Origin of the sequence: Streptomyces sp. CG4 (assembly GCF_041080655.1) — a bacterium.
In the GTDB taxonomy this organism is placed as follows: domain Bacteria; phylum Actinomycetota; class Actinomycetes; order Streptomycetales; family Streptomycetaceae; genus Streptomyces.
The window spans coordinates 3,825,137-3,845,703 of record NZ_CP163525.1 but is presented as its reverse complement, the minus strand read 5'-3'; the positions used below and the strand labels follow the sequence as shown (position 1 = coordinate 3,845,703).

16 protein-coding genes are annotated in these 20,567 nt (G+C 72.1%); 12 read left to right on the top strand and 4 right to left on the bottom strand.

Going from position 1 to position 20,567, the window contains the following annotated elements; translation table 11 throughout:
• Positions 1 to 11: 11 nt before the first annotated feature.
• The 3 genes from AB5L52_RS17375 to AB5L52_RS17365 all read right to left on the bottom strand — a co-directional run bounded on the left by AB5L52_RS17375 (position 12) and on the right by AB5L52_RS17365 (position 3,012).
• Positions 12 to 1,550: a serine/threonine protein kinase gene (locus AB5L52_RS17375; protein ID WP_369364901.1), complete on the bottom strand. Its 1,539-nt coding sequence runs from the start codon at positions 1,548 to 1,550 to the stop codon at positions 12 to 14.
• Complete coding sequence (locus tag AB5L52_RS17370; protein WP_351021467.1) at positions 1,547 to 2,296, bottom strand: FHA domain-containing protein; 750 nt, start codon at positions 2,294 to 2,296, stop codon at positions 1,547 to 1,549. Before AB5L52_RS17370 ends, AB5L52_RS17375 begins: the two co-directional genes overlap by 4 nt.
• 149 nt (positions 2,297 to 2,445) lie before the next feature.
• Positions 2,446 to 3,012: a hypothetical protein gene (locus tag AB5L52_RS17365; RefSeq protein ID WP_351021465.1), complete on the bottom strand. Its 567-nt coding sequence runs from the start codon at positions 3,010 to 3,012 to the stop codon at positions 2,446 to 2,448.
• A gap of 263 nt (positions 3,013 to 3,275) precedes the next feature.
• Between AB5L52_RS17365 and AB5L52_RS17360 the strand changes: the two genes are divergently transcribed.
• From AB5L52_RS17360 to AB5L52_RS17335, 6 genes are all read left to right on the top strand, one after another.
• Positions 3,276 to 4,130 carry a bifunctional methylenetetrahydrofolate dehydrogenase/methenyltetrahydrofolate cyclohydrolase gene (locus AB5L52_RS17360; RefSeq protein WP_351021463.1) on the top strand — a complete coding sequence of 285 codons (855 nt, stop codon included), beginning with the start codon at positions 3,276 to 3,278 and terminating at the stop codon, positions 4,128 to 4,130.
• On the top strand, positions 4,120 to 4,617 hold the full coding sequence (locus AB5L52_RS17355) for a DUF3017 domain-containing protein (RefSeq protein WP_369364899.1): 498 nt from the start codon (positions 4,120 to 4,122) through the stop codon (positions 4,615 to 4,617). The genes AB5L52_RS17360 and AB5L52_RS17355 overlap by 11 nt, the downstream gene beginning before the upstream one ends.
• 337 nt (positions 4,618 to 4,954) lie before the next feature.
• Positions 4,955 to 6,316 carry a DUF2690 domain-containing protein gene (locus AB5L52_RS17350; protein WP_369364898.1) on the top strand — a complete coding sequence of 454 codons (1,362 nt, stop codon included), beginning with the start codon at positions 4,955 to 4,957 and terminating at the stop codon, positions 6,314 to 6,316.
• A gap of 409 nt (positions 6,317 to 6,725) precedes the next feature.
• On the top strand, positions 6,726 to 7,715 hold the full coding sequence (locus AB5L52_RS17345) for a malate dehydrogenase (protein WP_351021457.1): 990 nt from the start codon (positions 6,726 to 6,728) through the stop codon (positions 7,713 to 7,715).
• A 152-nt stretch (positions 7,716 to 7,867) separates the two neighbouring features.
• Positions 7,868 to 8,224 carry a hypothetical protein gene (locus AB5L52_RS17340; protein ID WP_369364896.1) on the top strand — a complete coding sequence of 119 codons (357 nt, stop codon included), beginning with the start codon at positions 7,868 to 7,870 and terminating at the stop codon, positions 8,222 to 8,224.
• A complete protein-coding gene (locus AB5L52_RS17335) occupies positions 8,221 to 10,446 on the top strand; it encodes an Hsp70 family protein (protein WP_369364894.1) in 2,226 nt (741 codons plus the stop codon). The genes AB5L52_RS17340 and AB5L52_RS17335 overlap by 4 nt, the downstream gene beginning before the upstream one ends.
• Positions 10,447 to 11,139: 693 nt before the next feature.
• On the opposite strand, the gene AB5L52_RS17330 is transcribed toward AB5L52_RS17335, so the two are convergent.
• Positions 11,140 to 12,537, bottom strand: coding sequence for an MFS transporter (locus AB5L52_RS17330; protein WP_369364893.1), 1,398 nt, complete (start codon positions 12,535 to 12,537; stop codon positions 11,140 to 11,142).
• A gap of 123 nt (positions 12,538 to 12,660) precedes the next feature.
• On the opposite strand from AB5L52_RS17330, the gene AB5L52_RS17325 reads away from it, so the two are divergent.
• From AB5L52_RS17325 to AB5L52_RS17300, 6 genes are all read left to right on the top strand, one after another.
• Positions 12,661 to 13,590 (top strand): LysR family transcriptional regulator, encoded by a 930-nt coding sequence (locus tag AB5L52_RS17325; protein WP_351021449.1) that lies wholly within the window; start codon positions 12,661 to 12,663, stop codon positions 13,588 to 13,590.
• 152 nt (positions 13,591 to 13,742) lie between these two features.
• Positions 13,743 to 14,204 carry a MarR family winged helix-turn-helix transcriptional regulator gene (locus AB5L52_RS17320; protein WP_351021447.1) on the top strand — a complete coding sequence of 154 codons (462 nt, stop codon included), beginning with the start codon at positions 13,743 to 13,745 and terminating at the stop codon, positions 14,202 to 14,204.
• Between the two features lie 259 nt (positions 14,205 to 14,463).
• On the top strand, positions 14,464 to 15,984 hold the full coding sequence (locus AB5L52_RS17315) for an aldehyde dehydrogenase family protein (protein WP_369364891.1): 1,521 nt from the start codon (positions 14,464 to 14,466) through the stop codon (positions 15,982 to 15,984).
• A 39-nt stretch (positions 15,985 to 16,023) separates the two neighbouring features.
• Positions 16,024 to 17,553 carry a GMC oxidoreductase gene (locus tag AB5L52_RS17310; protein ID WP_351021443.1) on the top strand — a complete coding sequence of 510 codons (1,530 nt, stop codon included), beginning with the start codon at positions 16,024 to 16,026 and terminating at the stop codon, positions 17,551 to 17,553.
• Positions 17,553 to 18,617: a glycine betaine/L-proline ABC transporter ATP-binding protein gene (locus AB5L52_RS17305; protein WP_351021441.1), complete on the top strand. Its 1,065-nt coding sequence runs from the start codon at positions 17,553 to 17,555 to the stop codon at positions 18,615 to 18,617. Before AB5L52_RS17310 ends, AB5L52_RS17305 begins: the two co-directional genes overlap by 1 nt.
• Entirely contained in the window at positions 18,617 to 20,566 is a 1,950-nt protein-coding gene (locus tag AB5L52_RS17300; protein ID WP_351021439.1) for an ABC transporter permease subunit, read from the top strand. Before AB5L52_RS17305 ends, AB5L52_RS17300 begins: the two co-directional genes overlap by 1 nt.
• The last annotated feature ends 1 nt before the right edge of the window (position 20,567 follow it).

The window sequence follows — 20,567 nt, the reverse complement described above, 5'->3', positions numbered from 1 at the left end:
AACTCTCAGGGTCACGTCTTTCCCGGCGGGGTGTACTCCTTGAGGTAGTGAGCGACGCGGGCGCAGTAGTCGCGGTACTTCGGGGGAACTCCGCCCGTGTCGTTCACCTTCTCGTACGACGTCCGGTAGGAGGCGGCGAGCAGGATGCGGCGGTCGCCCTTCAGGGAGGTCTTCAGACGTGGGTCGATGGAGCAGAGGTAGCGGCCCATCGCCGGGATGGAGACGGCGGGGGACAGGGGCGGGGTGGGGGTCGCGGAGGCGGGGACACCGTCCGCGCGGATCCACCAGCGCAGCACGCCCGGGGTCCAGCGGGCGATGCCGTACTCGCCCCCGCCCGGCACCGAAGGGTCCGAGAGATCGGGGTCGAAGTTGCTCTCCGTCTTCAGCATCGCCGCGATGAGCGCCGGGGTCACTTCTCGTTGGAGGCATGCGTGGGCCGAGTCGACGATCAGCCGGCGGTACTGCACCGGGATGCCCTGGTCCGTGCGGAGGTCGGAGGCGCCGTAGGCGGCGGCCGAATGCCCGGCGCCGGCGGTGCCGGCCCAGTCGCTGAGGGCGTAGCCGAGTGTCGCCATGGCCACGGTGGCGATCGCCGAGCCCACGGCCACCGCCGTCCGGCGCCGGCGCGGCAGCAGGGACCGGGGCAGCCGCGGCGAGCGACCCGTGCCGGCCGCCGCCTCGACACGGCGCAGCAGTGCGTCCGTGCCGATCCGGTCGGCATGCGTACGGGCCAGACAGTCGCGCACGATCTCCCGCCAGACGTCCGGCAGTTCGGGCGACAGACGCAGTTCGTCGGTGCCGCGCGCATAGGCGGCGGCCGCGTCGCGGCGGGCGGTCGGGGTGCCGCCGGGGAGGGGATAGGAGTCCGTCAGGACCAGATGCGCGAGGACACCGAAGGCCCACACGTCCGCCGACGGGCGGATACGACGGCCGCGTTCGCCGATCTCCGACCAGAGGAGTTCGGGGGGTGTGTAGTCGGGCGTGGAGAAGGCGGGCGTGTACGCGTGCGTGCCCTCCAGCTCCGCCGCCATGTTGAAGTCCGTCAGCCGCGCCGAACCGTCCTTCATCAGCAGCACGTTGGCCGGTTTCAGGTCACCGTGCACCCAGCCGGCGTGGTGCAGCTGAGCCAGGCCCTCGCAGATCTGCGCGAGCAGGGCGGGCCCGCCCGCCGGGCGGGGCGAGGCGGCGAGCAGGGCGGACACGGAGCCTTCCGCCTTCTCCAGTACGAGGACGGTGGCGCCGTCGAGTTCCGGGCGGGCCTGGTCGTCGACGACGAGGGTCTCGTACATCCGGATCAGCCGCGGCCGGCTGAGCCTGCGGTGCAGGCCGACCTCGCGCTCGATGAGTTCGCGCAGATGGGTCAGTTGACGCGGGGTGCCGGTGCCGGTGGGCAGGAACTTGAGCGCGGCGGTGCCGGGCAGCTCCGCGGAGGCGCCGGTGCGCCGGCCCGTGTACACGCTGCCGAAGGCCCCCGTCGCGATCGGCTCGCGCACCTCCCAGTCGCCGACCCGGTAGCCCTTGGGCACCGGCACGGCGTACGGCTCGGTCATCGGGCCGTCCGGCTCGGGGACCCGGTCTCGGACAGCACGACCAGATCGTCCTCCCGCACCAGGTCGAAGCGGAGCGCCAGGGAGACCAGGGACTCCTTCTTGCCGTTGAGGCGGGGACCGGTGTCCGCGGTGTCCGGGCCGGGCTTGAGCCGCAGCTTCACGGCCAGGTAGTCGATGTTCCACTGCACCGAGGTGCGCGAGGCGGCCGGCCAGGCGGGGCGCAGCCGGTCGACGACCTGGTCGACGGTGGGCAGCGGGGCGTGCGGGTCGCCGCGCAGCCGGGGTTCGCACAGGGCGGCCAGGACGGCGAAGTAGCGCTTGGTGCGGTCGACGGAGAAGGCCGGGGCGGTGGGCTCGCCGTCGGGCCCGCCGCCGTCGCGCAGATAGTCGTGGCGCGGCGCCCACACCTCGATCGTCAGCAGATCACCGGCGGCGGGCAGCACGATCCGCGAGAACTCGAACGGGATGGGCGCCTCCAGCCGGCCCGGGCCGACCTTGATGTGCTCGCCGGCGCCTTCCGGGTTCTCCACGACGTACGTCTGGTGCGCGGACAGGTTGCTCAGTATCCAGAACGCGCCCTGCGCGCTCAGCTCGCCCGCCCGGCGCGAGACCCCGTCGTGCGGGATCGTCAGATCATTGCCGGAGGCCCGCCCGAAGGTGAGGCGCTCGCCGGGGGCGAGCTGGATCTGGCTGCGCTGCGGTCGGTCCTCCGGGGTAGGCGGAGGTACGACGATGATGCTGTACAAGGTGCGTCTCCCCGAGCCTGACGGCCACCCCGGCCGGTACGGCTACGCCAGTCAGAGTAGGGGGAGACACCCGGGCCGTGCCTCCCCTGGACGGGTGAGACACGGCCCTCGACCGGGAATGGCGCGAACTGTTCTGTCGCGCGGCGGGGTCAGTAGCGCGCGCGGTTGAACCAGGCCTTGCCGCCGGAGCCGCCCACGAAGCAGGCGATCAGGATGGCCAGCACCGTGTGGACGAGGCCCACGACGACGAACGGGTACAGACCGAGGACCGCGGTGATGATGCCGAACACCAGGACGGTGACGCGGACGCCGTTGCCGCCGGTGTTGAACTTCGCCGCCAGCACGGCCGCGAACACGCCCCAGGCGAGCGCGAACACCGCCATGGCCAGCAGCACGCCGGTGCCGTAGTCGGCGACCCGCTGGAAGGAGGAGTCGTCCTGCAGCCTGCTGTCGTTCTTCGCGTGGTTCACGACCGCCGCGTAGAACGCGAACAGCGCCACACCGATCACCTGGAGGCCGACGATCACCCAGAGCATCACGCGGGCCGCGCTGACGTTGCCCGGCATGGCGGCCATCGGGGCGCCGACACCGTACGGCTGCTGGACGGGCGGCGCCTGGGGGTAGCCGTACCCCGGCTGCTGGCCCTGCGGGTAGCCGTAGGCCTGCTGCTGGCCCTGCGGCGGGCCGTACGGGTTGTTCGGGTCGCCGAAGCTCATGGCGGTCTTTCCTCCGTTGGTTCGAGTGCTGGGGACGAGGCGCGGCACTGCACGGAGGAGAGTTTCTACAGATGCGGTCCGTCCCCCCTTGAGCTGCCCGCTGCACTGTGCTGCTCATGGTTCTTGACCGGTTACCGACTTGTCCAGCCGGAAGCCGCAGGTGTTGTGCAAGTGCAACATCATCGATCATTCGCCGACATGGGGGTGCGGCGTCGGGGCACCCGGATTGGAACCGTGGCCCGGTCATCCGCGAGGATGGGAACATGACCGCCCAGATTCTCGATGGCAAGGCCACCGCAGCCGCGATCAAGTCCGATCTGACCGCCCGCGTGGCGGCGCTGAAGGAGAAGGGCGTCACGCCCGGCCTCGGCACGATCCTGGTCGGGGACGACCCCGGCAGCCAGAAGTACGTCGCCGGCAAACACCGCGACTGCGCGCAGGTCGGCATCGCCTCCATCCAGCGTGAACTGCCCGCCACGGCGACCCAGGAAGAGATCGAGGCCGTCGTCCGCGAGCTGAACGAGGACCCGGCCTGCACCGGCTACATCGTCCAGCTGCCGCTGCCCAAGGGCATCGACGAGAACCGCGTCCTGGAGCTGATGGACCCGGCCAAGGACGCCGACGGGCTGCACCCGATGAACCTCGGGCGGCTGGTGCTGAACGAGCCCGCGCCGCTGCCCTGCACCCCGAACGGCATCCTGACCCTGCTGCGCCGGCACGGCGTGGAGATCAAGGGCGCCGAGGTCGTGGTCGTCGGGCGCGGCGTGACCATCGGGCGGCCGATGCCGCTGCTGCTCACCCGGCGCAGCGAGAACGCCACCGTGACCCAGTGCCACACCGGCACCCGCGATCTGTCCGCCCACCTGAAGCGGGCCGACATCATCATCGCGGCGGCCGGCGTCCCGCATCTGATCCGCGCCGAGGACGTCAAGCCGGGCGCCGCCGTGCTGGACGTCGGTGTCTCGCGCAATGCCGAGGGCAAGATCGTCGGCGATGTGCACCCGGACGTGACCGAGGTGGCGGCCTGGATCTCTCCGAACCCCGGCGGTGTCGGCCCGATGACCCGGGCGCAGCTGCTGGTCAACGTGGTCGAGGCGGCGGAGCGCAGTGCCGGCTGAGGACGCCCGCGCGGGGGCGGTCACCCGCGGAGCGCAGGGCGCGGGAGCGGTCACCCGCGGTAATACGCGGCACGGTGCGGAGGAGCTCCAGCGGCCCACCCGCCGCTTCCCGCGGATCACCCGGGACACCGCCCGGCCGGAGGGCGGCGGCCGGGCCGCGGGCCGCGACGCCCCGGCCCCGGCGCGGCAGTGGCCCCTGCTCGTCGTGCTCGGCGCGGTCGCGCTCGGCCTGCTGCTGACCGCGCTCGACATGTTCCGCTTCGGCACCCTGCTGATCGGCGCCGCCCTGCTGGCCGGCGCGGTCATGCGCTGGACCCTGCCGAGCGTCGGCATGCTCGCCGTCCGCTCCCGGTTCACGGACATCGTCACCTACGGCATCCTCGGCCTCGCGATCGTCCTGCTCGCGATGATGGCCCAGCCCAAGCCGTGGCTCGTGATCCCGTTCCTGAAGGGCACCTTGCACTTCACGATCAGCAGCAACAGGTAGCGGTGCCCGCGACCACGCAGCGGCGCCCGCGCTGAACGGCGGTTCGTCCTCTCCCCCGAGGAAGGACGAACCGCCGCCCGGAATCAGCCTTCGCCCTGTGAACTGCCTGGTCAACGCCTGTTCTTGCGCTGTGGCACGGAAGTGACCGTTCCGCTGCGGTGCCCGCGCGCCCCCGTCGATGCACCCGTGCGCCCCCACTCCGGGAACTGGGATCCTTAGGCAGCGCATCCCTGTGGGTAGCCAGCACGGGTACCGGAACGCGGGGACGGGCCGGGGGCCGGGCGCGAGACCAAGAGCGAGACCAAGAGCATTGAAACCGGGGGAAGAGGGGGAATCCATGCCTCGCTGGAAGGACCTGCCCGATGATCTGGACCCGCAGATCAAGGAGTTCGTCAGCCAGGTACGCCGGCTCGTGGACCGCGGCGGCCTGAGCGTCGCGGCACTCGCCGACCGCACGGGCTACAGCAAGACGTCCTGGGAGCGTTATCTGGGCGGCCGGCTTCTCGCGCCCAAGGGCGCGATCGTCGCGCTCGCCGAGGTCACCGGCACCAATCCGGTGCATCTGACCACGATGTGGGAGCTGGCCGAACGCGCCTGGAGCCGGGCGGAGATGCGGCACGACCGCACCATGGAGGCGATCCGCATCTCCCAGGCGCGCGCCGCGCTCGGGGAGTTCGGGGCGGCGGAGGCCACCGGGGGGCCGTCCGGCCGTACGAGCGCCGACTCGTCCGGTCGTACGGGCGCCGGACCCTTGGGCCGTACGAGCCCCGGGCCCTCCGGACGTACCGGCGGGGGCTCGTCGGGTCGTACGGGCGGCGGAATCGGTGCGACCACGGGGATCGCCGGCCCGGCCGGTGTCTCCCCGACGATTCCCCCTCAGCCGACGGCCCCCGACGCCGACGCCCGCGAGGGCGCGGGCCGCGCTGCGGCCGACCGGGACGGTGCCGGGACCTCGGGCGACAGCAACTCCTGGGGCCTGGCCGGATATCAGGGCCCGTCCCAGGCGAGCGCGCGCCCCGTCGGCGGCGCAGCCGCGGGCACGGGCAGCGGGGCGGCCGCGCGTGCCGGTGACGGTGACGGTGACGGGGCCGCGGACGGTGCCCGGCCCGCCGCCTCGCCCGACCGTCCCGGCCGGCCGCCGAACACCCCGAACCCGTACGACGGACAACCGCCGGCGGCCGGGCCCGCCGGGGGCACACCGGCCCGGGGGAGCGGCGGCCGGCAGCGGGTGATCATGTTCGTCGCGGGGCTCGTCGGCGTGCTCGTCGTCATCGCCGCCGTCTTCTACTTCACCGACCGGAGCGGTGCGCGGCACGAGAGCGCCGCCAAGCCCTCGCCGAGTGCGACCCAGGCGAGCCCGCCGCCCGGCGTCAAGTGCACCGGCTCCGCCTGCGACGGCAAGGACGCCGAGGCCATGGGGTGCAGCGGCGACCTGGTGACCACCGCCCGGACCGCCGCCATCGGCACCACCACCCTGGAGGTCCGCTACAGCAAGGCCTGCGGCACCGCCTGGGGCCGCATCACCGGCGCCGCCCAGGGCGACACGGTCCAGGTCTCCGCCGGCCGGGTCCGCCAGACGGGCCGGACCAGCGGCGTCGGCGACACCATCGCCTACACCCCGATGGTCGCCGTCCAGGACGCGGCCCAGGCCAAGGCCTGCGCGACGCTGGCGTCCGGACGGACGGGGTGCACGCAGTAGGACGCGGACGGGGTGCATGAGGGAGTACGTGGCGGTACGCGGGGCTGGAAGAGGGCCCGAAAAAGGGGCCGGAAAAGGGGCCGGAAAACTGGTGGGTGAAATTCCGGGCACGGGCGCATGGGAGGGCGGATCCTGGGCACGCGTGGGATACCCCCACGGGAGTCCGGCGATCCGGTACCCCCACCCGGCGGCCGCCTCCGTCCTCTCCCCCTCTCCCGGACGGGCGGCCGCCCTTTCGTTCGACACGCGTGCGCCCTCGTTGCGCCTTGTGGGGTGAGCCACAGGGCCCCGTACGTCTCGCATGCCGGATGCGCGATAGCCTGACCGCTGGATCTCTCTTGACGCCAAGAGATCGATCATCCGCCCGGGGCAGGGACGCCCCACCGCCAGCTGTCATACGGAGAACGCCATGACCCGCACTCCCGTGAACGTCACCGTCACCGGCGCGGCCGGCCAGATCGGTTACGCCCTGCTCTTCCGCATCGCCTCCGGCCAGCTGCTCGGCGCGGACGTGCCGGTCAGGCTTCGCCTTCTGGAGATCACCCCGGCGCTGAAGGCCGCCGAGGGCACGGCCATGGAGCTGGACGACTGCGCCTTCCCCCTCCTCCAGGGCATTGAGATCAGCGACGACCCGAACGTCGCCTTCGACGGCGCCAACGTAGCCCTCCTCGTGGGCGCCCGCCCGCGCACCAAGGGCATGGAGCGCGGCGACCTGCTGGAGGCCAACGGCGGCATCTTCAAGCCGCAGGGCAAGGCCATCAACGACCACGCCGCGGACGACATCAAGGTCCTCGTCGTCGGCAACCCGGCCAACACCAACGCGCTCATCGCGCAGGCCGCCGCGCCGGACGTCCCGGCCGAGCGCTTCACCGCGATGACCCGCCTGGACCACAACCGCGCGCTGACCCAGCTCGCGAAGAAGACGGGCTCCACGGTCGCCGACATCAAGCGCCTGACCATCTGGGGCAACCACTCCGCCACCCAGTACCCGGACATCTTCCACGCCACGGTCGCCGGCAAGAACGCCGCCGAGGTCGTGAACGACGAGAAGTGGCTGGCCGAGGACTTCATCCCGACCGTCGCCAAGCGCGGTGCCGCGATCATCGAGGCCCGCGGTGCGTCGTCGGCCGCCTCCGCCGCCAACGCCGCCATCGACCACGTGTACACCTGGGTCAACGGCACGGCCGAGGGCAACTGGACCTCCATGGGCATCCCGTCGGACGGCTCCTACGGCGTCCCGGAGGGCCTGATCTCCTCCTTCCCGGTCACCACCAAGGACGGCGCGTACGAGATCGTCCAGGGCCTGGACATCAACGAGTTCTCCCGCGCCCGCATCGACGCGTCGGTGAAGGAGCTCGAGGAGGAGCGCGAGGCGGTCCGCGCGCTCGGCCTGATCTGAGTACGCGTCCGGCGCCGACGGCGTAGGACGGCCACGGGCCCCGCTCCGGTTCTTCGGAGCGGGGCCCGCGTGCGTTCGGCCGCCGGCCGCCTCCCCGTGCGGAGTTGGGCGTTCCGGGGTCCTGAAGGGTCATCGCTCAGCAGACTGAGCTCATGAGCAGCGCACACTCCGGTGCAGAGCCGCCCGGTCCAGAACTCCCCGTCATCACCGTCGACTACGGAGTGGACGACGGTGAGAAATCCGTCTTCGGCCGTACCAGGGCGGCCGTCACGCAGGTGACCCGGATCAGCTCCGACGTCCTCGCCCGCGGTGTCGCCGATCTCTGCCAGTACGTCGGCGGGGTCTTCGACCAGGCCTCCACCGCGTCGGACACCCTCGAACTGACCGGCCTCGAGGTCCACGTCCAGGTCACGGGCAAGGGTGAGGTACGGCTGGTCGGCGCCGCCTCCGCCGAGGTGAACGGCGGCATGAAGCTGATCTTCCAGCGAAAGCAGGGCGGCACGCCGTGAACGTGGCCCTGGCCGTGGGCTGCTCTCACTACGAGGACGACGACATCGCGGACCTGAGGTTCGCCCACCTCGACGCACAGCGCATGCGCCAGGTGTTCCTGGACGCCATGGACGTGTCCGACGAGGCCGTCTTCACCTTCGCCGACGGGCTGCCGGAGGCCGAGCCCACCCGGTACAACGTCATCCACACCCTGTCCAGGCTGGCCAAGTACGCCGCGGCCCCCATCGACCGGCTGTACTTCTTCTTCAGCGGCCACGGCTGCCACTCGACGGCGGACGGCGAGGACTACCTGATCACCCGGGAGACCCTCACCGACGCCCTGGCGCCCACCAGCCTCAACTTCGCGTTCCTCCTGCGCATGCTGCGGGCGACCGGTGCCCGGCACGTGGTACTGCTCCTGGACGCCTGCCGCACCCCGCTCGCCGGCGGCAAGTCCCTCTTCCCCGCGACCCGGAAGGTCGACGTCGAACGGCTCTGCCCGCCCGGAGTCGTCTCCTTCTGCTCGTGCGCGCCGGGCACCAGCTCCTACGAGAGCGACCGGCTGAAGTCGGGCATCTTCACCGAAGCGCTCTGCGGCGCCTTCGGCGACGACGGCCGCTGCATCACGGTCGGGCAGCTCGACGGCTATCTGACCGCCCATGTGCCGCGGCTGGCCCGCGAGTACGGCAAGCCACGGCAGCAGCCGTACTCCCGGCTGGAGCCGGCGGCCCTGCTGGACCTCGAGGTCGTCTCATCGCGCAAGCGCAACGAGTGGCGGGCGTCGGCGCGGGTGGGGGAGGAGCTGCGACAGCGGTCGGTGCTGCGCACCAGCCGGGTGAAGTTCCCCGAACGGCCCCTCTTCGCCATCGACTTCGGCACCACCAACTCCGTCATCGCGGTGGCCGACGACGACGCGGAGGTCCACTTCATACCCGGCGGCGACGGGCGCAGGCTGGTGCCGTCCGTCGTCACCTTCGCACCCGGCCTCGACTACCTGGTCGGCTCGCGCGCGGTCGACCTGGAGCGCTACTCGGCGGGCCGTACGGTACGGGCGGTCAAACGCCACCTGGGCACGGATCACACGGTGCCCCTCGACGGCAGGGAACTGCCGCCCGAGCTGGTGTCGTCGCTGGTGATCCGCAGCCTGTGCGGGAACGCCGAGGACGTGCTGGGCACGCTGCCGCGCGAGGTGATGATCTCGTACCCGGCGAACTTCAGCATCCGGCAGAACAACAGCCTGCTGCGCGCCTTCGAGCTGGCGGGGCTGAAGGTGCGGCGCATGGTGGGCGAGCCCAATATCGCCTGCCTCCTGCTGCATCTGGACCGGCCGGAGTGGGAGGGGGTCGCCCTGGTGGTCGACCTGGGCGGCGGCACGCTCGACGTGGCGGTCACCGACGTCGGCGAAGGGGTCTACGAGATCAGGTCCGTGTACGGCGACAACGCCCTCGGCGGGCTCGACTTCGACGAGGCACTGGCCGATCTGTTCCGCCGGCGGCTGCGCGCGTGGAACAGCGCGGTGATCTTCGACGTCGAGCTGGGGGCCCAGATCCTCAGGGAGGCGGAACGGGCCAAACACGTGCTCACCGAGGACGAGTCGGCCGCCGTAGTGATCCAGGACATGGAGATCGGCAGCCAGGTGCTGTCCTACCGCTTCACCGTCGGCCGCGCCGAATTCCGCGAAGCATGCGCCGAGTTGACCGCGCGCTTCGCCGGCGTGGTGCGGACGGCCGTCGAGGACGCGTACGAGAGCGGGCTGGTGAGCGGTCCCCTCGGCGTGGTCCTGCTCACCGGGCTCGGCGGCAAGATCTTCACCGTGCGGGAGAGCCTGGAGGACATGCTCGACGACGTCGAGTTCGTCGAGCAGTACCAGGATCTGGCGGTCGGTCACGGTCTGGCCCTGTACTCGTCGCTCCTCGCCGGCGCATCGGCAACGCGGGCCGGACCGTTCCCCCTGCTCCTGGATCTCAGCCACCGGGGGATCGGCATCAGGTGTTCTCCGATCGGGGACGACCGTCCTCGGGCCGGACGAGGAAGGCTCCGGACGCGGACGGTCCCACGCAGGTGCTGGTCGGGCGGCTGTCGTCCATCCCGACCAGAGGCGGCGCCGACTTCACGTTCGTGGGTGCCGAGGGCGCCGACATCGTCCTGCCCGTCGTCGAGAGGTCCAAGACATCGGACAAGGACGTCGAGATCGGCACCGTGTCCTTCCCGGCGGCACAGGCGGAGGTGCGGCTGGAAGTGACCCTGGAAATCGACGTGAACGGGGTGTTCCTGCTCTGCGTGGCCGATCGCACGAACGCGGCCTACCGCCTCTACCAGCTCAACCAGTACTACCGGAAGCCGGTCTGGAGCCGTGACCAGACCCTCGATCTGCTGCTGGGCGGCTGGACGGTGTACGACGTCGAGCCCCTCGATCCCGCGTTCCGCACGTCCGGCGGCACCGATGCCCCTGTGCCGACCCGCCTTGCGGATCTCGACATCCCGGCGGAGATCGACCGCCTGGCCAGGGAAGCCGAACACGAGGCCGCCCGCCTCGAAGCCGCCTCGCACTCCTCTGCCGGGAACGTCCACCGGCGCCTGTCCGGCATCCGCCTGCGTATCGCGCGGTTCCTCTTCGAAACCGGCCGGCGAGAGGAAGGCGCCCACGCCCTCGCGGAGTCCCTGCAGTTGCTGCTCACCCTGCCCGGCGCGGACCGGCCTTGGGACGACATCACCGTGGGGCTCGTCGTCGCCGACGTGTATCTGCTGGGTACTGCGGACATGCGCCCGGTCTCCGGCGTGCTGGCCCAGATCCTCGGATGGACCCGGGCCGATCTCGCCCCGGACATCCGGGGCCTGCCCGGCGCCCTCCATGGGCTGGTACGAGTAGGTGCCGAGCGGGAGGCCCGGCACCTGGAGCAGCTCGCCGAGCCACTGCTTCGCAGGAGCCGGTCCTTCAACTCGCACGGGACAGCTCCCGCTCCCGATCTTCCGCCACCGTGGGACTGGGTGCCCGAGTTCCGTAGCCCGCCACCACCAGCGCCGTAGCCACCAGCACCACCACCCCCACCGTGCGCAGGGCCGGTCCCATGCCGTGCGTCAGGTCGGTGTGGGCCGACAGGACCGTGCCGGTGACGGCGACGCCCAGCGCCGCGCCGGTCTCGCGGGCCGTGGTGCCCAGGCCCGAGCCGAGGCCCGCCTGGTGGGCGGGGAGCGAGGTGACCACGCCGAGGGTCAGGGCCGGCATGGACAGGCCGGTACCGGCCGCGATGACCAGCAGCCAGCAGGCGTACACCGCGTAGGGGGTGCCCGCGTCGGCGGTGGACACACTGAGCAGGCCGAGGCCGATCAGGGTGAGTCCGGTGCCGATGACCGCGCGGGGGCGGCCCGCCCAGCGGGTGGCCAGCCGCTGGGCGACCGCCATGCCGACCGGCAGCGGCAGGATCGCGACGCCGGTGACGGCCGCGCCGAAGCCCTTCAGGTCCTGCAGATACTGCGAGTTGACGAAGAACAGGGCGAACAGGCCGAAGAAGCCGGTGGCCGTGCCGAGGGAGGACGCCCGCAGCCGGGCGGAGGCGAAGACGCGCGGGTCGAAGAGAGGCGCGGGTGCGCGCAGGGCGTGTGCCGTGAAGGCCGCCACGAGCACCGCGCCCGTCGCGAAGGCGCCGAGGATACGGGCCGAGGCCCAGCCGTAGGTGGAGCCCTCGATGATGCCGAACAGGACGGCGACCAGGCCCGCCGTCAGCAGCAGGGTGCCGAGCAGGTCGGGGTTGCTGCGGGCCGGGCGTTCGGTGCGCGGGACGGTGATCGCGACGGACGCGGCGAGTACGGCCGCGAGCGGGACCATGACCGCGAACAGGGCGCGCCAGCCGAGGAATTGACCGGCCAGGCCGCCGCCCAGGTTGCCCGCTGCGCCGCCCAGGCCGATCGACAGCGTCCAGGCGCCCATCGAACGGGCCCGGTGCCCGGGTGCGGACAGGTGCATGAGGATCGACAGGGTCGCCGGTGTGATCAGGGCGGCTCCGGCGCCGGACAGGCCCCGGCCCGCTATCAGCGCGGCCGGGCCGGTGGCGAGGGCACTCGTGGCGGCGCCCGCCGCGAACAGGGCGAGCCCGGCGAGCAGGGCGCCCTTGCGGCCGTATCGGTCACCGAGCGCGCCGGCCGGGATCAACAGGCCCGCGAAGACGATGACATACGCGTCGACCGTCCACAGGATCTCGGTGTGCGTGGGGTGCAGGGGCGATGAACTCAGTTGCGGGATGAGGAGGTTGATGGCGGCGACCATGCTCTGTGCGACCAGGACACAGGCGCACAGCGCGAGCCGGGTGGGGCGTTTCAGGGCGTGCGTGGGCACGGCTCCTCCCGGGAGCTTCGAGAAAGTGGTGTCGGGATCCAGGAAGTGGTGTCGGGATCGCCCTCACCGTAGGCTCGCCGCTGACCTGCTTTCCAGTGCAATCTTTGCAAGGGATGCCTGCACATGACGCAATCCACCGGGCCGGACCCGAGACTGGACCTGAACCTGCTGGTCGCGCTCGACGTGCTGCTGGAGGAGCAGAGCGTGCAGGGCGCCGCGCACCGGCTGCATCTGTCCGAGCCCGCCATGAGCCGCACCCTCGGCCGGATCCGCAAGGCGCTCGGCGACCCCGTCCTGGTGCGCGCCGGACGCCGGATGGTGCCCACCCCGCACGCGCTGGCCGTACGGGCCGAGGTGAGCGCGGTGGTGGAGCGGGCCCGCGCCCTGTTCGCGCCGGGCCGGGACGCCGATCTGCGCACGGTGACCCGCACGTTCACGATCCTCGGCCACGACTCGATCGCCGCCACGCTCGGCGCCGCCCTCTTCGAGCGCGCCGCCCGCGAGGCCCCCGGCATCCGGCTGCGCTTCCTCTCCGAGAGCCATGTGGACGCCCCGTTCCTGCGCCAGGGCACCGCCGACCTGGAGGTCGGGGTGATCGACACGAGCGCGCCCGAGGTGCGGGTGGAGACGGTGTACGAGGAACGCATGCTGGGCGTCGTACGGGCCGGACATCCGCTGCTCACCGGGGAGTTGACGGCCGAGCGGTTCGCCGGGGAGGCCGGTCATCTGATCGTCTCCCGGCGCGGCAAGCAGCACGGGCCGATCGACGAGGCGCTCGCCGAACGGGGCCTGGAGCGCCGGGTGGTGGGCAGCGTCGGCACCTACCCCGCCTCGCTGTTCGTGCTGCGCGAGACCGATCTGGTCGGACTGATCAGTCACTGGGGGAGCCCGCTGGCCGCCATCCTCGGCCTGGTCACCTTCGAGGTCCCGCTGCCGCTCCCGCCGGTCGGCGTCGGCTTCGCCTGGCACCCGCGCCATGACGCGGACCCCGCCCACGCCTGGCTGCGCGACCGTGTACGGGAGCTGATCCTCCAGGCGCCGGGCGCCCGATAGACCCTGGAGCCGCTTCTCGGGCCAGTGGGCGGCGCAGGTGCCGCGCGCCCGGCCGCGCGCTCCAGCCGGGGGTGGTGGGCGGCCACGTACGGGTCTCACTCGTTCGCTGTCCACGCCGGGCGCCCGGCCGCGGCCGCTCCTACCGTGGCCTCATGACGCCTGTTTCAGCCCCCTCCCCGTCGACCGTCCAGCCCGTCGGCTACTGGACCTGGGTCGCCCATCAGGCCGTCGTAGGTCATCTGCGCGGCGCCCTGGCCGGAATCGATCTCACCCAGCCGCAGTGGTGGGTACTGAAGGAAATCGCCGCGGAACCGGCCCCCTGTACCCGTGCCGAGCTCCAGAACCGGCTGGCCCCGCACCTCGACGCCGGCCCGGAGGTGATCGGTCGTGCCGTCGACACCCTGACCGCCCGCCAGTGGCTGACCGTCGACGAGGCCGGCGGGCTGCGCGCCACCGACTCCGGCCGGGCGGCCACCCGGCGCGCCATGGCACTGCTCAAGCGGGTGCGCGCCGAGATCCACGACGGCATCCCGGAGGAGGACTACGCCATCACGCTGGAGGTCCTGCGCCGGATGATCCGCAACCTCGGCGGCCCCGCCGACCTGTACTCCTGACCGCCCGACCTGTATTCCTGACCGCCCGCGTCCTGTGTTCTTGACCGGCCGTCCCGCCCAGGCTTGGCGTGCCTCTTTCAAGCGGCACCGACATCCGGCCCCCTTTGTCCCTTTTCCGTCATATTTTCAGTGACGAGCCGCACTTTCGGCCATCGATTACGCATGCCCTCCACCGGGGCGGGGCAGGCGGACGCGGTCCCCAAGGGTGACACGTGTGTGACACAGGGGCACGGATCAGGAACGGAAGGCAACACCGAACATGGCGGACAGAACGGCACGACAGGCCCAGGCGACCATCCACGCGGGCGGCGAGTGGCTGGGAGCGATCTCCGGCGCGACGCGCGAGATCCTCGACCCCGCGGACGCCCGGCCGTTCGCCGTGGTCGCAGAGGGTGACGAGAAGGACGCCGAGCGCGCGGTGGCCGCCGCCCGGCAGGCCTTCGACCAGGGGCCCTGGCCCCGCACCCCGGTCGCCGAACGCGCCGCGCTGCTGCGCCGCGTCGCCGATCTCCTCGTGCGCGACCGCGAGGAGCTCGGCCTGCTGGAGAGCCGCGACGCGGGCAAGACCGCCGAAGAGGGCCGTATCGACATCGACTGTGTCGCCGACGCCTTCCGCTACTTCGCCGACCTGGTCGCCGCCGAGGCGCCCGGCCGGGTCGTGGACGCCGGCTCGCCCGACATCCACAGCGTGGTCGTGCACGAGCCCGTCGGTGTGTGCGCACTGATCACCCCCTGGAACTACCCGCTCCTCCAGGCCAGTTGGAAGATCGCCCCGGCGCTCGCCGCCGGCAACACCTTCGTCGTCAAGCCCAGCGAGATCACGCCGATGACGACCATCGCGCTGATCGAGCTGCTCGCCGAGGCCGGGCTTCCCGCCGGTGTCGCCAACATCGTCACCGGCCCCGGCCACACCGTCGGCGCCCGGTTCGCCGAGCACCCCGACGTCGACCTGGTCTCCTTCACCGGTGGCCTGGTCAGCGGCGTCAAGGTCGCCCAGGCCGCCGCCCCGAGCGTGAAGAAGGTCGCCCTCGAACTCGGCGGCAAGAACCCCAACGTCGTCTTCGCCGACGCCTGCGCCACCGAGGAAGGCTTCGACACGGCCGTCGACCAGGCCCTCAACGCCGCCTTCATCCACAGCGGCCAGGTCTGCTCGGCCGGTGGCCGGCTGATCATCGAGGAGTCGATCCGGGACCGCTTCGTCACCGAGCTCGCCCGCCGGGCCCAGAAGATCAAGCTCGGGCGCGGCACCGCCGACGGTGTCGAGTGCGGCCCGCTGGTCAGCGAGCAGCAGCGCGCCAAGGTCGAGGCGTACGTCGCCTCCGCGCTGGCCGAGGGCGCGGTGCTGCGCTGCGGCGGCAAGCGGCCCGAACCGAGCGAGGCCCGCCCGGAAACCGGCTACTTCTACGAGCCGACCGTGCTCGACGCCTGCCACCGCGAGATGAAGGTCGTCCGCGAGGAGGTGTTCGGCCCGGTCCTCACCGTGGAGACCTTCCGCACCGAGGACGAGGCGGTGTTCCTCGCCAACGACACCGAGTACGGCCTCGCCGGCGCCGTCTGGACCACCGACGCGGGCCGGGCCCGCCGCGTCGCGGGGCGGCTGCGCCACGGCACCGTCTGGATCAACGACTTCCACCCCTATCTGCCGCAGGCGGAGTGGGGCGGCTTCGGCAAGAGCGGCACCGGCCGCGAGCTGGGGCCCGCCGGACTCGCCGAGTACCGCGAGAGCAAGCACGTCTACCAGAACCTCGCGCCGAAGCCCGTGCGCTGGTTCGCCGGCTGAGCCTCGACTTCGTTCCACACCCCCTGGAGTAGTACCCCCATGCCCGAGACCCCCCACATCTACGACTACGTCGTCATCGGCGGCGGCACCGCCGGCTCCGTCATCGCCTCCCGCCTCACCGAGAACCCGGACGTCACCGTCGCCGTCATCGAGGGCGGCCCGAGCGATGTCGGCCGCGACGACGTGCTCACCCTGCGCCGGTGGATGGGCCTGCTCGGCGGCGACCTCGACTACGACTACCCGACCGTGGAACAGCCGCGCGGCAACTCCCACATCCGGCACAGCCGCGCCCGGGTCCTCGGCGGCTGCTCCTCGCACAACACCCTGATCTCCTTCAAGCCGCTGCCGTCCGACTGGGACGAGTGGGAGGCGGCCGGCGCCGAGGGCTGGGGCGCCGTCCCGATGGAGGCCTACTTCGCCCGCCTGGAGAACAACATCGTCTCCGTCGACGAGAAGGACCGGAACGCGATCGCCCGCGACTTCGTCGACGCCGCCCAGGCGGCCCTCGGGGTGCCCCGCGTCGAGGGCTTCAACAAGAAGCCGTTCACCGAGGGCGTCGGCTTCTTCGACCTCGCCTACCACCCGGAGAACAACAAGCGGTCGAGCGCGTCCGTGGCCTACCTGCACCCGGTGATGGACGAGCGCCCCAACCTGACCGTCCTCCTGGAGACCTGGGCGTACCGGCTGGAGCTGACCGGCACCCGCGCCGAGGGCGTCCACGTGCGCACCAAGGACGGCGAGGAACTGCTGATCCGCGCCCGGAGCGAGGTCGTCCTGTGCGCGGGCGCCGTCGACTCCCCGCGCCTGCTGATGCACTCGGGCATCGGACCCCGGGGAGACCTCGAAGAGCTGGGCATTCCCGTCGTACACGACCTGCCGGGCGTCGGCGAGAACCTGCTCGACCACCCCGAGTCGGTCATCGTCTGGGAGACCCACGGCCCGATCCCGGAGAACTCCGCGATGGACTCCGACGCGGGTCTGTTCGTGCACCGCGACCCCGAGCACGCGGGCCCGGACCTGATGTTCCACTTCTACCAGATCCCGTTCACGGACAACCCGGAGCGCCTCGGCTACCAGCGGCCGGAGTTCGGGGTGTCGATGACCCCGAACATCCCCAAGCCCAGGTCCCGCGGCCGGCTGTACCTGACCAGCGCCGACCCGTCCGTGAAGCCCGCCCTCGACTTCCGGTACTTCACCGACGAGGACGACTACGACGGCCGGACCCTGGTCGACGGCATCCGCATCGCCCGTGAGATCGCCAGGACCGAGCCGCTCGCGAGCTGGCTCAAGCGCGAGGTCTGCCCCGGCCCGGAGGTCCTCGGCGACGCCGAGCTGAGCGAGTACGCCCGCAAGGTGGCGCACACCGTCTACCACCCGGCCGGTACCTGCAAGATGGGCGCCGCAGACGACCCACTCGCCGTGGTGGACCCGGAGTTGAAGATCCGCGGCCTCGACGGCATCCGGATCGCCGACGCCTCCGTCTTCCCGACCATGCCCGCCGTGAACCCGATGATCGGGGTGCTCATGGTCGGGGAGAAGGCCGTCGAACTGATCGGTGGTGATGCGTGATGAGCAAGGCGATGGAGTCCCCCGTCTTCTCCGTCTCCGGCCTGTGGAAGGTCTTCGGCCCCAAGCCGGAGCGGATACCCACCGACCCGGAACTCGGCGCACTGGACCCCGCCGACCTGCGCGCCCGCACGGGCTGCACGGCGGCCGTCCGGGACGTCTCCTTCGACGTCCGCAAGGGCGAGGTCTTCGTGGTGATGGGCCTGTCCGGCTCCGGCAAGTCGACCCTGGTCCGCTGTCTGACCCGGCTGATCGAGCCGACGTCCGGCACGATCGCCATCGACGGCGAGGACGTCCGCGCGATGGACAAGGCCCGGCTGCGCGAACTGCGCCGGCACCGCGCCGCCATGGTCTTCCAGCACTTCGGCCTGCTCCCGCACCGCACCGTTCTCGACAACGTGGCCTACGGCCTGGAGATCCAGGGCGTCGGCAAGGCCGAGCGGCGCGAGCGGGCCGCCGAGGTCGCTGCCTTGGTCGGCCTGGAGGGCTTGGAACACCGCCGGCCCGCCCAGCTCTCCGGCGGCCAGCGCCAGCGTGTCGGGCTGGCCCGGGCGCTGGCCGTCGACCCCGAGGTGCTCCTCTTCGACGAACCCTTCAGCGCCCTCGACCCGCTCATCCGGCGCGACATGCAGGACGAGGTGGCCCGCCTGCACCGCGAGGAGGGCCGCACGATGGTCTTCATCACCCACGACCTCAGCGAGGCCCTGAAACTCGGCGACCGCATCGCCCTCATGCGCGACGGCAAGGTCGTCCAGCTGGGCACCCCGGAGGAGATCGTCGGCTCCCCGGCCGACGACTACGTCCGCGAGTTCGTCCGCGAGGTCCCGCGCGAACACGTGATGACGGTCCGGACGGCGATGAAGCCGGGCGACTGCGGCGGATCCGAGCATCCGGGCGCGCTGGACCCGGGCGCCCTGGTGGCCGACGCGATCAGGACGGTGGCGGGCCTGGGCACCGCGGCCTGCGTGACGGAGAACGGCAAGTGCCTGGGCGTGGTCGACCACGAGCGCCTGCTCGGCGTGGTCGCCGGCGTACCCGGTCCCCGTACCAGCCCGGAGGCCGTCTGATGGCAACGATCACCGTCCCGACCTCCACCGGCACGGCCAAACCCCGCATCCTCAAGAGCCGAGCCGCGGGCAAGCTCCTCCTGCTCGCCCTCGTCGCCGCGGTCCTGGCCCCCTGGGCCGCCACGCAGTGGCCCGGCGCCACCTGGCCGCACGACCTGACCGTCAGCCTGTCCAAGCCCCTCGCCTCGGCGAGCAACTGGGTCATCGACAACCGGGACAGCCACCCGCTGTTCCTGTACTTCTTCGGCTACATCAGCAACGCGGTCGTCCTCTCCGTACGCGCCGTCTACCTCACCCTGCTCGCCGCGGGCTGGACCGGCGTCACGGTCTTCGGCGCCCTCGTCGCCTGGCGCGTCGCCGGTGCCCGGCTGGCCGCGGGCACGGCGATCGCCTTCCTGGCCTGCGGCGCACTGGGCATGTGGGTCCCGACGATGCAGACCCTCGCGCTGATGGTGGTGGCGGTCCTCGCCTCCGTGATCGTCGGTGTGCTGCTCGGCCTCGCCGCCGGTCTCTCCGACCGCCTGGACCGCGCCCTGCGCCCGGTCCTGGACACCATGCAGGTGCTCCCGGCCTTCGCCTACCTCCTCCCCGTCGTCCTGGTCTTCGGCATCGGCGTCCCCGCGGCCGTCCTCGCCACCGTCGTGTACGCCGCCCCGCCGATGGCCCGCCTCACCGCGCTCGGCCTGCGGGGCGCCGACCCCGAGGTCCTGGAGGCCGTGGAGTCGCTCGGTGCGACCCGCCGCCAGCGGCTGCTGACCGCCCGTATCCCGCTGGCCCGGGGCGAACTCCTCCTCGGCCTCAACCAGACGATCATGATGGCGCTGTCCATGGCCGTCATCGCCTCGGTCATCGGCGCCGGCGGCCTCGGCGACCGCGTCTACCAGGCGCTCGCCTCCGTCGACGTCGGCGCCGCCCTCGCCGCCGGCATCCCGATCGTACTGCTCGCCATCGTGCTGGACCGGGTGACCGCGGCCGCCGGGGCCTCAGCGGGCGCAGAGCCGCGGCCCAGGACGATCGGCTGGCCGTACGCGCTCGCCGTCACCGCGGCCGTCGCCCTGGCCACCCGCCTCCTCGGCAGTCTGGACTGGCCGGCCGGCTGGACCCTGGACATCGCCGAACCGGTCGACCACGCCGTCGACTGGATGACCAACCACCTGTACACCGGTGTCCCGGTCGTCGGCGGTACGGCCGACTGGGCGGGCCACTTCACCACCTGGGTGCTGGACCCCGTCCGCTCCGGACTGCTGTGGCTGCCCTGGTGGGCGCTGCTGCTGATCGTCGCCGCCCTGGCCTGGTCGATCGGCACCTGGGGCACCGCCCTGACCGCCGTCCTCGCCATGGCCGCGATCGGTGTGCTCGGGGCGTGGGAACCGGCCCTCGACACGCTCTCCCAGGTGCTGGCCGCCGTCGCCGTCACCCTGGTCCTCGGGTTCGCGACCGGTATCGCCGCCGCCCGCAGCGACCGCGTCGAACGCGCCCTGCGCCCGGTCCTGGACGTGTTCCAGACCATGCCGCAGTTCGTGTACCTGATCCCGGTCGTCGCCCTGTTCGGTGTGGGCCGCGCGCCCGCCGTCGCCGCGGCCGTCGTCTACGCCCTGCCGGCCGTCGTGCGGATCACCGCGCAGGGCCTGCGCCAGGTCGACCCGGCCGCGCTGGAGTCGGCGCGCTCGCTCGGCGCGACCGGCCGCCAGCAGCTGTGGCAGATCCAACTGCCCCTCGCCCGACGGTCGTTGCTGCTCGCCGTCAACCAGGGCGTGGTCCTGGTCCTGGCCGTCGTCATCATCGGCGGCCTGGTCGGCGGCGGCGCCCTCGGCTACAGCGCGGTCTTCGGCCTCGCCCAGGGCGACCTGGCGACCGGTCTGGTGGCCGGTGCCGCGATCGTCTGCCTGGGCCTGATGCTCGACCGGGTGACCCAGCCGACCGAGCGACGCGCGAAGAAGGGAGCGTGAC